The 13,837-nt window shown below is 72.5% G+C and carries 13 protein-coding genes and 4 tRNA genes; 3 read left to right on the forward strand and 14 right to left on the reverse strand.

Translation table 11 applies throughout. The features are described 5' to 3' along the window. Positions 1–9 precede the first annotated feature (9 nt). The 10 genes from ACPYO4_RS12305 to thrS form a co-directional block, all read right to left on the reverse strand. The gene (locus tag ACPYO4_RS12305; protein ID WP_425709537.1) at positions 10–768 is read right to left on the reverse strand and encodes a TSUP family transporter; all 759 of its coding nucleotides are present in this window, start codon (positions 766–768) and stop codon (positions 10–12) included. A 29-nt stretch (positions 769–797) separates the two neighbouring features. Next, complete coding sequence (locus ACPYO4_RS12310; RefSeq protein ID WP_425709538.1) at positions 798–1,559, reverse strand: YebC/PmpR family DNA-binding transcriptional regulator; 762 nt, start codon at positions 1,557–1,559, stop codon at positions 798–800. Positions 1,560–1,680: 121 nt separating this feature from the next. After that, complete coding sequence (locus ACPYO4_RS12315; protein WP_425709539.1) at positions 1,681–2,247, reverse strand: hypothetical protein; 567 nt, start codon at positions 2,245–2,247, stop codon at positions 1,681–1,683. Positions 2,248–2,755: 508 nt separating this feature from the next. Further along, entirely contained in the window at positions 2,756–3,328 is a 573-nt protein-coding gene (locus tag ACPYO4_RS12320) for an NUDIX hydrolase (RefSeq protein WP_425709540.1), read from the reverse strand. After that, positions 3,321–4,466: a PrsW family intramembrane metalloprotease gene (locus ACPYO4_RS12325; protein ID WP_425709541.1), complete on the reverse strand. Its 1,146-nt coding sequence runs from the start codon at positions 4,464–4,466 to the stop codon at positions 3,321–3,323. Before ACPYO4_RS12325 ends, ACPYO4_RS12320 begins: the two co-directional genes overlap by 8 nt. A gap of 9 nt (positions 4,467–4,475) precedes the next feature. Then, positions 4,476–5,672: a glycosyltransferase family 4 protein gene (locus ACPYO4_RS12330; RefSeq protein WP_425709542.1), complete on the reverse strand. Its 1,197-nt coding sequence runs from the start codon at positions 5,670–5,672 to the stop codon at positions 4,476–4,478. Continuing rightward, positions 5,669–6,799: a phosphatidylinositol mannoside acyltransferase gene (locus tag ACPYO4_RS12335; protein ID WP_425709543.1), complete on the reverse strand. Its 1,131-nt coding sequence runs from the start codon at positions 6,797–6,799 to the stop codon at positions 5,669–5,671. Before ACPYO4_RS12335 ends, ACPYO4_RS12330 begins: the two co-directional genes overlap by 4 nt. Continuing rightward, positions 6,796–7,425, reverse strand: coding sequence for a phosphatidylinositol phosphate synthase (pgsA, locus tag ACPYO4_RS12340; RefSeq protein WP_425709544.1), 630 nt, complete (start codon positions 7,423–7,425; stop codon positions 6,796–6,798). Before pgsA ends, ACPYO4_RS12335 begins: the two co-directional genes overlap by 4 nt. Further along, the gene (locus ACPYO4_RS12345) at positions 7,425–8,126 is read right to left on the reverse strand and encodes an HIT family protein (protein WP_425709545.1); all 702 of its coding nucleotides are present in this window, start codon (positions 8,124–8,126) and stop codon (positions 7,425–7,427) included. Before ACPYO4_RS12345 ends, pgsA begins: the two co-directional genes overlap by 1 nt. Positions 8,127–8,133: 7 nt before the next feature. Next, positions 8,134–10,260: a threonine--tRNA ligase gene (gene thrS, locus ACPYO4_RS12350; RefSeq protein WP_425709546.1), complete on the reverse strand. Its 2,127-nt coding sequence runs from the start codon at positions 10,258–10,260 to the stop codon at positions 8,134–8,136. A 175-nt stretch (positions 10,261–10,435) separates the two neighbouring features. On the opposite strand from thrS, the gene ACPYO4_RS12355 reads away from it, so the two are divergent. Beyond that, positions 10,436–10,963, forward strand: coding sequence for a hypothetical protein (locus ACPYO4_RS12355; protein WP_425709547.1), 528 nt, complete (start codon positions 10,436–10,438; stop codon positions 10,961–10,963). 14 nt (positions 10,964–10,977) lie between these two features. Next, positions 10,978–11,469, forward strand: a complete 492-nt coding sequence (locus ACPYO4_RS12360; RefSeq protein ID WP_425709548.1) for a hypothetical protein — start codon at positions 10,978–10,980, stop codon at positions 11,467–11,469. A gap of 154 nt (positions 11,470–11,623) precedes the next feature. On the opposite strand, the gene ACPYO4_RS12365 is transcribed toward ACPYO4_RS12360, so the two are convergent. From ACPYO4_RS12365 to ACPYO4_RS12375, 3 genes are all read right to left on the reverse strand, one after another. Then, a tRNA-Val gene (locus tag ACPYO4_RS12365) sits at positions 11,624–11,698 on the reverse strand. A gap of 1 nt (position 11,699) precedes the next feature. After that, positions 11,700–11,770, reverse strand: a tRNA-Cys gene (locus tag ACPYO4_RS12370). Between the two features lie 55 nt (positions 11,771–11,825). Further along, positions 11,826–11,897: transfer RNA gene (locus ACPYO4_RS12375), tRNA-Gly, on the reverse strand. A 182-nt stretch (positions 11,898–12,079) separates the two neighbouring features. On the opposite strand from ACPYO4_RS12375, the gene ACPYO4_RS12380 reads away from it, so the two are divergent. After that, positions 12,080–12,154 (forward strand) — tRNA-Val (locus ACPYO4_RS12380). Positions 12,155–12,376: 222 nt separating this feature from the next. Here ACPYO4_RS12380 and ACPYO4_RS12385 read toward each other — a convergent pair. Next, the gene (locus ACPYO4_RS12385; protein WP_425709549.1) at positions 12,377–13,738 is read right to left on the reverse strand and encodes a DUF222 domain-containing protein; all 1,362 of its coding nucleotides are present in this window, start codon (positions 13,736–13,738) and stop codon (positions 12,377–12,379) included. Positions 13,739–13,837 lie beyond the last annotated feature (99 nt).

Here is a 13,837-nt window from a genome sequence, read left to right on the forward strand (position 1 = left end):
CACCCGCGGTCACAGCAGACGTGAAGCGCCGCGCAGCAGGGTGGCGATCGCGCCGGCCCAGGCGACCGTGAGGGCGAGCCGCCGGGCGGTCTCGGCCGGCACCCGCGCGGCGAGCCGCCCCGCCAGGGGCACGACCGCGACGACGGTGCCGGCCAGCAGGGCGACCACCCACCACTGGGGGAGGTCGGAGACGGGCGCGGCGCCGACGCCGAGCTTGAGGACCACCGAGAGGACCCCCATGGTGAGGAACGTGGGCTGCATCGAGGCCGCGAAGCTGGGGTGCGGCCAGCGGGAGAGCCTCGAGTACATGACCAGCGACGGGCCCGCGACCCCGGCGGTCGTGTTGAAGAAGCCGCCGACCGCGCCCGCCACCCCCGCGGCGAACGGCCCGCGCACCGGGGGCAGCCGGTCCGCCGCGGAGGCGAGGACCGTGCCGAGCAGGCCGAGGACGAGGATCGACCCGACCGTGATCTCGAGCCAGGCGAGCGGAAGCTCGCGCACGACGAGCGCGGCCGGCACCGCGCCGATCACCGCGCACGGCAGGAGCGTCCGGAGCCGACGCCAGTCCGATCCCGTGCGCATCGCCCGCCAGATGACGAAGGCGGACACCGTCGTCGTCGCGTTCGTCAGCCACACCCCGGCGACGGGGCCGATGAGCAGCGACAGCACGGGGGCGACGACGAGGCCGACGCCCATCCCCGAGACGCGCTGCAGGGTGGTCCCGACGGCGACCGCCGTGACGGCGACGAGGATCTCGCCGAGGCTCATCGGGCGCCCGGGCCGGGTCCGAGGACCGCTCAGTCCTGAGCGTCGAGCTCGGCGAGCACCTCGTCGGGGATGTCGACGTTGGAGAACACGTTCTGCACGTCGTCGAGGTCCTCGAGCGCGTCGACGAGCCGCATCACCTTGGTCGCCCCGTCCGCGTCGACGGTGACCTCCATCGACGGCACGAACTGCGACTCGGCCGAGTCGTAGTCGAGTCCCGCGTCGACGAGCGCGGTGCGCACGTCGACGACGTCGGTGGCCTCGGACAGGATCTCGAAGGTCTCGCCCTGGTCGGTGACCTCCTCGGCGCCCGCGTCGAGCACCGCGGCGAGGACGTCGTCCTCGTCCACGCCGTCGGCCTTGGGGACGACGACGACGCCGCGGCGGTTGAACAGGTAGGCGACCGAGCCCGGGTCGGCCAGGTTGCCGCCGTTGCGGGTGAAGGCGACGCGCACGTCCGAGGCCGCGCGGTTCTTGTTGTCGGTGAGGCACTCGACGAGCATGGCGACGCCGCCGGGCGCGTAGCCCTCGTACATGATCGTCTCGTAGTCCGCGCCCCCGGCGAGCTCGCCGGACCCGCGCTTGACCGCGTTGTCGATGTTGCTCGACGGGACCGAGTTCTTCTTCGCCTTCTGGATGGCGTCGAACAGCGTCGGGTTGCCGGCCGGGTCACCGCCGCCCGTGCGGGCGGCCACCTCGATGTTCTTGACGAGTCGCGCGAACAGCTTGCCGCGCTTGGCGTCGATCGCGGCCTTCTTGTGCTTCGTCGTCGCCCACTTGGAGTGTCCCGACATCGTGTCTCCCTCGCTCGCGTCCCGCTGGTCGTCGGCGGCCGGAGTGCGGCGTGCGCCGCGCGTCGACGGCGCCAGGTCCGTCCGGCATCGTACCCGCCGGGCGGCACCAGGGACGCGGGTGTCACCACACGTCGGCGTCGGACGTGCACTCCTCCGCGATGGCGGCCATGCCCGAGGCGGAGTCTTCAGCGACCTGCGCGTCGTGGACGGGCTCCCAGGTCGAGCCCTGGACGCGCCACCCGTCGCGGAAGGTCTCCCACGCGGGCGGGTCGCCGATCGCCCAGCCGTTGGCCACGAGGCAGTCGTGCTCATCAACTCGGCGGTCGTAGGACTCGCGGATCTGGGCGTCGCTGAAGGATGTCGCGTGGACGCGACCCACTTGCGCGCTGCACGCGGCGTAGTCGTCGCCAACGTCGTCGCCTGAGTGCCCCTGCGGCTCAATCTCAAAGCCGTCGTCCTCGGGAGTGATGAGGTAACCGAGATCCTCCATGCAGGTCGCCATCGCGGCAGTGCGCTCGGAGGGTGTGCCGTGAAACGTGTCCGGCTCGGAATGCGGGGGCGCTTCAGACACGGTGGCAGGGCCCGAGGTTGAGGGCGGCTCGGCACCTTCGGAGCCGCCGCACGCGGCGAGCATCGTCGATACGACCACACTGAACGCGAGTACGACGCGAAAGCGGGCGACTCGCACGCGTTCAGCGTCCGAAGTTGGAGCAGTCAACCGACCTCGTCGTGAACCACCCGTCTGCGACTAGCCGGTAATAACCCCCTCCGCCACTCGTCGCGATGCGAGTTGCGGACCATCCCTCGAAGTGTGAGATCGCTCCGCCCGGTGGCTGGACAATTCCACCGGGGGCAGTATTCACAGTGACAGACGCGCGTCCGAACTGTCCTGCTGGGCATCCGTGCGATCCCCTGATGTCCTCGTACGCCTGTGCGGCCGGCGCCGTGCCGACACACCACATCAATGCGACCCCCGCCGCCGCGCACCACGCTCTGGCTTTCATGCCGACCCCCTCGTCGAGATATTTATCACACGATAGGAGACTGTGGCGGCCAACTGGGTCGTTTCGCCTATGGCACCTGGAGAATCGTCACGGAGTAGTGGAGCGCTCCGGCAGGAGCCGGCCGCGCCACTCAGATGGGACGATTGACCAGTCGCCGGGCGGGTGACCGACAGGGACCTGTCCCCATCGAACTCACTCGTGCGTCAGGTGCCGGCACCTCCCGTCCCAGCCGCTCGTGAGAGAGCGGTGCAGGGAGGGCAGTTCGGTCGGGTACACGGTGGCGCCGCCGGCCACGAGCGCGTCGAGCTCGTCGGGGCTGAACCAGCGCATCTGGTCGAGGACGTCGCGCTCGAGCTCGGTCCAGCCGGCCGCGTCCGTACCCGGCCGGCGACCCGGCACCCGGGCGACGAAGAAGACCTCGTCCTGACGCACGGTCCGGCGCACGAACCGGAACGTGGCGCTCCTGGTGGCCACCGGCCCGACGAGGTCGGCCACCGCCACGGTCAGGCCGGACTCCTCGACGACCTCGCGGGCCGCAGCGGTCCGGTCGTCCTCGCCGACGGCGATCCCGCCGCCGACGGTGAACCACCAGCGGTGGTCGTCGTCGTCGCCGTCGTGGCCCTCGACGAGGAGCAGCGCGCCGTCGTCGTCGAGCAGCAGGACGCGGGCGCCCCGCCGGAACGGGATGCCGTCCGGGCCGGGGACCCACTCCTCGCCGAGGTCGGCGGGTGGCATCCGGGCGTCGTCGGGAGCGCTCTCAGCCACGGAGGAACACCGCCCGGTCGGCGACGGCGCGGCGCAGCAGCGCGGCCTCGCGGCCCTGGTGGTCGCGCGGCGGCCGCCCCTCGCGGGCGCGGCGTCGGCCGAGCGCGAGCTCGACGGCGGCCTGCTGGAAGTCGATCATCGCCCTGCCCTGGGCGCCGCCCCGGGCGCGAGCCCAGCGCACGGCATCACGGCGCGCGCCGGTGGAGGTGAGCATCCGGACCTCGAACGGCGCGAACCAGCCGGCGGCGGCGTAGTCGTGCAGACCGGCGGTGATCGCCCGGTGCTCGCGCCGGCGCAGCCAGAGGACCAGGACGATGAACGCGATGAACAGGGGGATCTGGAACGAGACGAAGACCTGGAAGAACGAGCCGGTCACGGAGGTGTAGTTCCACACGCCGTGCAGGACCACCGCGAGCAGCCAGCCGGGGATCACCAGCAGCCAGCGCCCGGGCCGGTCGGAGCGGGAGGCGATGCCGAGGGCCAGCCCCATGCAGACGGTGAACATCGGGTGGGCGAACGGGGTCATCAGACCGCGCTGGACGAAGACCGCGGTGATCGAGTCCCAGTACGTGAGGAAGTACTGGATGTTCTCGACCGCGGCGAAGCCGGCCCCGACGGCGAGCGAGTAGACGACGCCGTCGACGAGCCCGTGGAACTGTCCGCGTCCCAGCAGGACGACGACCACGAGCCCCAGTCCCTTCATCGTCTCCTCGGTCACCGGTGCGCTGACGATCGCGGTGAGGGCGGCGGCCCGCTCGAGGCCCTGGTCCTGGGAGACGACCGCCTGGAACAGCGAGTTCCCGGTGGCGGCGACCGCGGTGGCGACCCCGGCGCCCCAGGCCAGCGCGACGAGCAGCAGTCCGCGCGGCTCGGGCTCCCAGGCGTCGATCCAACGGATGAGCAGGACGATCGCCAGGAACGGGACGACGGCGAGCAGCACCGCCACGAGGACCTGACCGGGGCCGGAGGTGCCGCCGACGAGCTGCGGGAGGATCCAGGCCAGCCCGCCGACCGCGACGACGACGGCGCCGATCTCGGTGGCGGTGAACGCCCTCGAGCGGCGTCTGGGGACGGGCCACGCGGGAGGTGCCGGCCCGAACGCCCCCGGACCGGGGGCGAGGCCCATGTGCTGAGTCACCGACTCACCCTAGAGGCCGTCGCCCGGCCCGATCGACGTCCGGCCCGGGGACCTCGGCCCGGCGACCCGCCGGTACACGTCCTCGACACGGGCGGCGACCTCGGACCAGTCGTAGCGCCGGACCGCCCGCAGCGCGAGACCGGCCCGGCGTGCGGCGCCGGCCGTGTCCTCCAGGCACTCGACGAGGCGGGCGGCGAGGTCGTCGGGGTCCCCGCGCCGGGCGAGGAGCCCGAGCGGGGTGCGCACGCCGGTCGTCCCGTCCGCGTCGAGGACCGCCGCGAAGGCGGGCAGGTCGGAGGCCACGACGGGCGTCCCGGCGGCCATCGCCTCGACGAGCACGATGCCGAAACTCTCCCCGCCCGTGTGGGGCGCGACGAGCACGTCGGCCCGCTGCAGGAGCTGGACCTTCTCCGCCTCGGTGACGCGGCCGTGCACCTGCACGTCGTGCAGGTCGTCGGAAAGGGCCGCGGACAGTGCCGCGGTGGCCGCCTCACCGCCGGGTCCCGCCACGGCGAGCGTGGCGTCCGGTCGGGCAGCGCGCACCGCGGGCCACGCCGCGGCAAGTACGCGCATGCCCTTGCGGGGCTCGTCCGCGCGGCCGAGGAACAGGACCTGGGGACCGGCCGGGTGGCCGGACCCGGGTGCGACGGGGTAGTTCTCGACCGACGACGGAGGTCGCAGCGCCGCGACGTCGAGCCCGTTGGGGATCACCTCGCACTCGGCGCCGAGCCACGACCGGTGGGTGCGCGCCGCCTCGTCGGAGACGGCGATGCGCGCCGCGAGTCCGTGCAGGTGGCGACGCTGCAGCGCGGCGAGGGGACCGAGCCGCTCGACCCGGTCGACGGCGGCGTGGAACGTGGCGACGACGGGGATCCCGTCCGCGCGCGCCGCCCGCATCGCGAACGCCGACGCCGACGGGACGGTCGGCTCGTGGACGTGGAGCACGTCGAGCTCGTGCTCGCGCACCCAGCGCCTCGCACGGCGGGCCGCGGCCGGGTGCGGGGCGATGTTGGCCACCGACCCGTTGAACCGGATCGGCATCGACCGGCCGGCGACCGTCTCGTCCGCCGACCGGCGGCGCCGGCCGGGCGCCAGCGTGAGGACCTCGTGCCCGCGCGTGCGCAGCGCCTCGGCGAGCTGGCGGACATGGGCGTCGACCCCGCCGGGGACGCCGACGTCGTAGGGATGGGCGATCCCGATCCTCATCCGGTGCCGCTCCCGGCCACACCGGAGCCCTCAGCCTCGCGGGCACGGCCGGCCGCCAGCCGGGCCGCGTCGAGGTCCTCGAGGAAGACCCGCTGCAGCATGTGCCACTGCTCGGGGTGACGCCTGAGGAACGGCTCGGCGACGTCGACCCACGCCCGGGTGAGTGCGACCACGTCGGTCCGGTCGACCGGGCGCGGTCGCCGCGGCGCCGCTGCGTGCCCGGCCGCGTGCGCGGCTGCGCCGCCGGGAGCGCCGGCCGCCCCATCGCCGTCGTGGACGGGCCCACCGGCACCGGCCGAGCCGTCCGTCCCGGGCGCGGCGGCGTCGAGCCCCGGGGCGAGGTCTCCCGCCGTGACGGGCTCGCTGAACTCGGTGACGATCCCCCACCGGGAGCCGGCCCGCCTGGCGCGCTCCCCCGTGAGGCGCTCGTGACGGATCGTGATGACGACGAGCGGCACGTCGAGGGCGAGGGCGAGGGCCGCCGGGCCGGCCGCGACGAGCATGGGCCGGTCGGCGACAGTCACCTCGACACCGGTGCGGCCGAGGTCACGGTCGGCGAGCAGCGGCACGAGGTGCGGGCGGCGGGGTGCCTCGTCCATCAGGCGCGGAAGGACGGCGGAGCCGTCGTCCACCAGGATCGTCATGCCCAGGTCCGTGCGCAGCCGGACGAACTGCTCGTGCAGGGCGTCGGGTCGCAGGCGCTCGGCCACCGTGAGGACGGGCGCCATCGCGAGGCAGGACCAGGCGCCCGCGAGGTCCCAGTTCCCGGCGTGCAGGAGCGCGGCGACCACCGGGCGTCCGGCGTCGAACGTGGGCTGGACGTGCTCGCGGTGCACGGCCCGGAACCTCGCGATGATCTGCTGCTCGGTGAGCCTGCCCAGGGTCAGTGCCTCCGCGAAGTAGCGCAGGTAGCCGCGCATGTTGGCGCGCACGGCCCGGCGCAGCTGCGACTCTGTGAGGTCGGGGCGTAGCCGTGCGGTGTGGGCCGCGATGCGCCGGGTCCGCTCGGACGGAAGCGATCCGACGACCGTGCCGACGGCCCCGACGACGCGGTCCACGACCGGCTCCGGCACGCGACCGACGAGGCCGGCTGCCGCCGGGAGCAGCCGGAGGGGATCCAGGCTCACGAGTCGTCCGACGCGCGACGGGCCTGGGAGCGGACCTGCGCCACGCGCTGACCCGCGGTGACGAGCGACGCCAGCGCCGTCATGATCAGGACGACCGACAGGACCCAGGCCGGGCCGCCGAGGCCGTGCACCAGCACGCCGACCAGGAGGAGGACGAGCCGGTCCGCGCGCTCGGCGAGGCCGCCGGCCACGATGAAGCCCTCGGCCTCGCCGCGGGCCTTCGTGTACGGCACGAGCTGGTCCGCGACCAGTGCGACGACGGCGGCGAGCACGAGCCGGTCGCCCTCCGTCCCGGGGACGTGCCGGAGCGCGTACGCGACCACGGACCCGAGCAGGACGGCGTCGACGACCCGGTCCGTGGTGGCGTCGACGAAGGCCCCGAACGGCGAGACGGTCCCGGTGGCACGGGCGACCTGGCCGTCGACCGCGTCGAGCAGGACGAGCCCGCCAAGCACCAGCGCCGCGACCCACAGGTGTCCGGAGGGCACGAGCAGGAGGGTCGCCGAGACCGTCACCACGCCCCCGGCGACGGTGACGGCGCTCGCGGGCACACGGAACCGGACGAGCGTCCGCGTCAGGGGTGCGAGGAGCACCTCCGTGAACGGCCGACCATTCGCCGACAGCATCAGGTTCCCGGGCCTGATTCGTCGGTCGGGTCCTCGTCGTTGTCGTGGTCGTCGTGGGCGGCGTCGTCCCAGGCGTCGGCGAGCAGGGTGCGGGTCTCGGAGAGGAGCTGGGGCAGCGCCTTCGTGCGGCCGATGATCGGCAGGAAGTTGGCGTCGCCCGCCCAGCGGGGCACGACGTGCTGGTGGATGTGCGAGGCGATACCCGCGCCGGCGACGCCCCCCTGGTTCATTCCGAGGTTGAACCCGGCGGGCGACGAGACGGCGCGCAGGACCCGCATGGCGCGGGCCGAGAGCCGGCCGATCTCGTCCCGCTCAGCCACGGTGAGGTCGGTGAGGTCGGCGACGTGCCGGTACGTGCAGATCAGCAGGTGGCCGGGGTTGTACGGGAACAGGTTGAGCACCACGAACGCCGCGGCACCTCGGTGGACGACGAGCGCGTCGGCATCCTCCCGCGGGGGCGAGGCGCAGAACGGGCACGACTCCGCCTCCCCGGTACGCGGGCGCACGTCGCCGCCGGTGTCGCCGACGTAGACCATCCGGTGCGGCGTCCACAGCCGCTGGAGAGCGTCGGGAACGCCGGGGCGGTCGGCGGGGTCCTCGAGCTGGCCGCCGGCGGGGTCCTCGACCTGGCCGCCCAACGGGTCCTCGACCTGACCGCCGGCCGGGTCCCCGGGGTGGCGTCCCGCCGGCCCGCCGCTCAACGCGACCTCACGGCGTGACCGGTGGGGCGTCGTCGGCCGTCGCCTGCTCGGCGGCCGACTCGCCGGACGCTGCGTCCGAGGGGCCCGCCGGGTCGGCGTTCGCACGGGAGCGGACGTGCGCGACGATCTCCGCCACGGCCGTCTCGATCGGCACCTGGTTGCGCTGGGTGCCGTCGCGGTACCGGAACGACACCGCGCCGGCCTCCTCGTCCTCGCCGCCGGCGATGAGGACGAACGGCGCCTTGACCTTGGCGGCGTTGCGGATCTTCTTGCCGAACCGGTCGTCGCTGGTGTCGACCTCGACGCGCACACCCTCAGCGCGCAGCAGCACCGCGACGGACTCCAGATGGGTCTCGAACGCCTCGGCGACGGGGATGCCGAGGACCTGGACGGGCGAGAGCCACGCCGGGAAGGCGCCGGCGTAGTGCTCGAGCAGCACCCCGAAGAAGCGCTCGATCGAACCGAAGAGTGCGCGGTGGATCATCACCGGCCGCTGGCGGGTCCCGTCGCCTGCGGTGTACTCGAGCTCGAACAGCTCCGGCTCGAAGAAGTCGAGCTGGATGGTGGACAGCTGCCAGGTGCGGCCGATGGCGTCCTTCGCCTGGACGGAGATCTTCGGGCCGTAGAAGGCGGCGCCGCCCGGGTCGTCGACGAGCTCGAGCCCGGACTCTGCGGCGACCTCCGCGAGCGTGGCGGTGGCCTCCTCCCAGGTCTGCTCGTCGCCGACCGACTTCTCCGGGTCGCGCGTGGACAGCTCGAGGTAGAAGTCGTCGAGGCCGTAGTCCTTCAGCAGGTCGAGGACGAAGGTGAGCAGCCGGGAGAGCTCGTCCTTCATCTGCTCCCGGGTGGTGTAGATGTGCGCGTCGTCCTGCGTGAAGCCGCGTGCGCGGGTGAGGCCGTGCACGACCCCGGACTTCTCGTAGCGGTAGACGTGCCCGAACTCGAAGAGCCGCATGGGCAGCTCGCGGTAGGAACGGCCGCGCGAGCGGTAGACGAGGTTGTGCATCGGGCAGTTCATCGGCTTGAGGTAGTAGTCCTGGCCCTGCTTGGTGACCTGGCCGTCGGCACCCACCTCCTCGTCGATGTGCATCGGCGGGTACATGCCGTCCGCGTACCACTCGAGGTGCTTCGAGGTCTCGAAGAGGTTCTTCTTCGTGATGTGCGGGGTCTGGACGAACGAGTAGCCGGCCTCGACGTGGCGGCGGCGCGAGTACTCCTCCATCTCCATGCGGATCATCGCGCCCTTGGGGTGGAACACCGGAAGGCCGGAGCCGATCTCGTCCGGGAAGGAGAACAGGTCCAGCTCGGAACCGAGGCGCCGGTGGTCGCGGCGCTCGGCCTCCGCCAGCCGGTCCAGGTGCGCGGTGAGCTCGGCCTTCGAGGGCCAGGCTGTCCCGTAGATCCGCTGGAGCTGCGGGTTCTTCTCCGACCCGCGCCAGTACGCGGCAGCCGACCGCATGAGCTTGAAGCCGTTGCCGATGAGCTTCGTGCTCGGCAGGTGCGGGCCGCGGCAGAGGTCTCCCCACGCCACCTCTCCCCCGCGGCGCACGTTGTCGTAGACGGTGAGCTCGGCGCCGCCGACCTCGACGCTCGCGCCGTCGGCGATGGCCTGTCCGTCGGCGTCGGTACCGCCGGAGCCGGGGCCGCCCGCGAGCGCGACGAGCTCGAGCTTGTAGGGCTCGCCGGCCAGCTCAGCGTTCGCCTCGTCCACGGACACCGTGCGACGGACGAACGTCTGCCCCTCCTTGACGATGCGCCCCATGACCTTCTCCAGGTCCTTGAGCTGATCGGGGGTGAACGGCTCGGCCACGTCGAAGTCGTAGTAGAAGCCGTCCGTGATCGGCGGGCCGATCCCCAGCTTGGCCTGCGGGTTCACCTGCTGCACCGCCTGGGCGAGCACGTGCGCGGCCGAGTGCCGGAGGATGTCGAGGCCGTCCGGGCTGGAGATCGTCACGGACTCGACGACGACGCCGGCCGGGAGCGAGGACAGGTCGGTCGCGAGGTCGCGCAGCTCGCCGTCGATTCGGAGCGCGACGACGTCGCGCCTGTCGGCGAAGTGCTCGGTGCCCGTCGTCCCGGTCGCCACCTCGTGGGTCTCGTCGTCGAGGCGGACGGACACGGGAGGTGCAGACATGTGTGGGCTCCTTGCAGGTGGGTGGTCGTGCCGGCCCATGCTACCGACGCGCGGGGAGCACTACCCGGGCCAACCAGGCCCCGGAGCGGCGGCCACGCGCGACGATCAGGACGTGCCCGTGGCTGCACGGGACTCTCACCGCGGCACGGGACGTGCACGACGAACGGGGAGCGACATGACAGGACGGACCGGCGTGCGCGCCACGGGGACGAGGACCGCAGCGTTCGGTCTGCTCTCTGCCCTCCTCGCACTCGGCGCGTGCACCGACGACGCCGGTGCCGACGGCCTGGCGGTCGTCGGCACCTCGGTCGCCGGCTGGCAGCAGAGCGCCGACCTCATGGGCGATGTGGAGGTGGGCGAGTTCACGGCGCTCCTGCGCACGCAGGAGGAGTACACGGCCTGGCTCGACGGCCTTCCCCACCAGGAGGTCACCCGCGACGCGCTCACCGCTGAGCTCGACCTCACCGACTCTGTCGCTCTCGCAGCTGCCCACCCCGTGTGCGAGGAACGCATCGAGGTCGTCACCGACGGCGAGGGCGCGCTCGCGAGCAGGACCGTCAGCACCTCCGACGACCAGGTCGACTGTGCATGGAGCCCCATCCAGGTGTCCGTGGTCGAGGTGCCGTTGGAGGAGCTCGGCGTCGACTCCGCCGACGACGTCGTCCACGACCAGGACATCCGCGACCAGGGCCGTACGTCGTGAGGCGACGTGCCCTCATGGTCACCGTGGCCTCGCTGCTCGCCGTCGGTGCCTGCGCGGGCGACGACGTGCCCGCCGCGACCGGCGGCGCCGACGGCCTGGTGAGCGTCGGGACGAGCGTCGCCACGTGGAGCGAGGACTCGGCACCGGCCGGCGGAGTCACCGAGGACGACTTCACGGCGCTCCTGCGGACCCAGGACGAGTACGACTCCTGGCTCGACGGCCTCCCCCACCAGGACGTCACCCGGGACCCGCTGACCGCCGAGATCGACTTCACGGACTCGGTGGCGCTCGTCGCCGCGCACCCGATCTGCGACGAGTCCATTCGTGTGCTCACCGACGGGGCCGGCACCATCGCCAGCGATGCGGTGCCGCCCGCCGACCCGGCGTCGCAGTTCGTGTGCGAGTGGAGCCCGCTCCGCGTCAACGTCTACGAGATCCCGCTCGCCGACCTCGGGGTCGATTCTGCCGGTCAGGTGGTTCTGGATCCGACGCTCGTGGAGCCGTAGTCGGGCACGGCCCGGTCCCGCGCGAGCTCGGGTCGGTTCCGCGCGAGCACGAGCCGGAACACGTCGGGCCGGCACAGCCCGGGCCCGCATGCTTCCCGAGGCGTCGTCGGCGGGGAACGACGAAGCCCCCGACCATGTGGTCGGGGGCTTCGGCTGGTGGGCGATACTGGGATCGAACCAGTGACCTCTTCCGTGTCAGGGAAGCGCGCTACCGCTGCGCCAATCGCCCGAGGTGGCGACGGGATTCGAACCCGTGTATACGGCTTTGCAGGCCGCTGCCTCGCCTCTCGGCCACGCCACCATGAGGTCCATGCCACCTCGTGGCGACATGCTCCCACGTGGTGGTGGGACCTCCGAGCGGATGACGGGATTCGAACCCGCGACCCTCACCTTGGCAAGGTGATGCTCTACCCCTGAGCCACATCCGCATCGCACCGGAACCGCGCTGCGGCCCCTCGTGCGACCAGAACCTTAACCACCGGGCACGGCAAAACTCAAACCAACCGGGCCTGTCCTGAGGGTGAACGCTGTCACGTCCATCGAGGTCGTGATCAGGGCTCTCGATCGGATAGAGTTGACGACCGTCCCCGTCGCGCGAGCGGCAGGGCACGGGCGATTGGCTCAGTGGTAGAGCGCCTCGTTCACACCGAGGAGGTCACTGGTTCGAACCCAGTATCGCCCACCAGCACGAAACGGCCCCCGGTCTGCGGAGACGCAGAGCCGGGGGCCGTTCTCGTTGGCCCTCATGCACTGGTTGCTCCTCTCGGCCGGCCCGCACCCGTCCTCGCTCCCCGCGAGACTGCGGCTGACGGCTGACGACCGGCGCCGTGCGCGGCAGGTGGTCGCGCCGCGGAGCGTCACGCCCGCACCCCCGGTCCCCGCGGATCGCCCGCGCGGCCGCGCGCCGTCACTCTCGCTGAGGTAGCTCGTTGTGCCTGGTGGGCTGGATGGGGCGGCCGTGTTGGTCGTGGAAGTGCCATTGGCCGGTGCGGCGGGTGATGGTGATGTTGCGGGTGTGGATGAGGTCGTGGTGGTGCCAGCACAGCAGGATGCCGTGCTCGATGCTGGTGGGGCCGTGGTCCTTGTACCAGTGCAGGGAGTGGTGGATCTCGCCGAATCCGGGTGGTTCGTCGCAGTCGGGGTACTGGCAGTGTTGGTCGCGGGCGTGGATGGCCCGGGTCATGTTCGCGGGGAAGATCCGTTTGTCTCGTCCGACGTCGAGGACTGTGGATTCCGGTCCGAAGATGACGCGCATCAGTGCGCTGTCGCAGGCCAGGCGGGCGAGCATCGCGTGCGGGATGGGGGTTCCGTCCTCGAAGGTGGCGGGTTGGATGCCGTCCATCACGCGGGGGTCGATCGCGGCCGAGATCACGTGATCCTCACCGGGCTGCCAGTCGGTCAGCCACTGCCGCGCCGTCTCGGACAGGTCGAAGATCCCCGACCCGCCCTCGCTCGCCGACCCGTCGGGGGTGCTGCCACGCTCGTCCACCAGCCCGAAGGTGGCGTCGATACCGAACGCTGCACCCGAACCAGCGCCGGTCCAAGCGGTGGTGCCAGCGCCGGCGGCGGACACAGCACCGGCGCCGGTGCCGGTGCCGGTGGCGGACGCAGTGCGGGTGCGGGTGGTGGTGTGGGGGTCGCGGGGTCCGCCGGGGGCGGTCAGGGTCTGCTCGGCGGTGATCGGGGCGACGATCTGCCCGGCGGGTAGTCCCGCATGGGCCTGGCCGTGGTTGGGGGTGAGGTCGTGGGTGGCCAGCCAGCTGGCGGTCGCCGAGGCGGGTGGGATCACGGACCCGGTCGCTTTGGTGAGGGCGGTGAGGGTGTCCAGGGTGGCGGTGATCGTCACGTGCGGACGGACCCGCGCGCTGGCCTGCTGCTCACCTCGGTCGAGGGACTCGTGGGCCAGGGCGACCAGTGCGCCGGCGCGTCGTTGGGCCGGGGTGCGGTCGTCCTCGGCGCCCTTGCGGCCGGCGTGAGCGGTCAGGGCGGTGGTCACGACCTGCCCGGACAGCTCGTCGAGCCACCCCGTGAGGTGATACCCACCCGTGGTCGGGGCGATGGTCAGTTCTTCGCGGGCATCGTCCTGCCGCCAGGCCTTGTCAGCTCCGACCGGGTCGGCCCGAACCTTCCACGCCGCGACCAGTCGGGCGAAGTCCTGGGCGTGCATGACCTGGGCCTGCCCGACCAGGAACCCCTCACCCATCACCGAGTCCGCGAGCTGGGTGCGCAGCCGGCTGGTGGACAGGGTCTCGCGGACCAGGACCTGCACATGCTCGGGTCTGCTGAGGGTTCGGTTGACTTCCTGACTGCTCTGCGGAGCGGAGAGGATGGTCCTCGTGCCGAAGATCTACTCAGAAGAGCTCAAGGC

This window comes from Georgenia sp. Z1491 (genome assembly GCF_049856175.1).
Lineage (GTDB): Bacteria > Actinomycetota > Actinomycetes > Actinomycetales > Actinomycetaceae > JB111.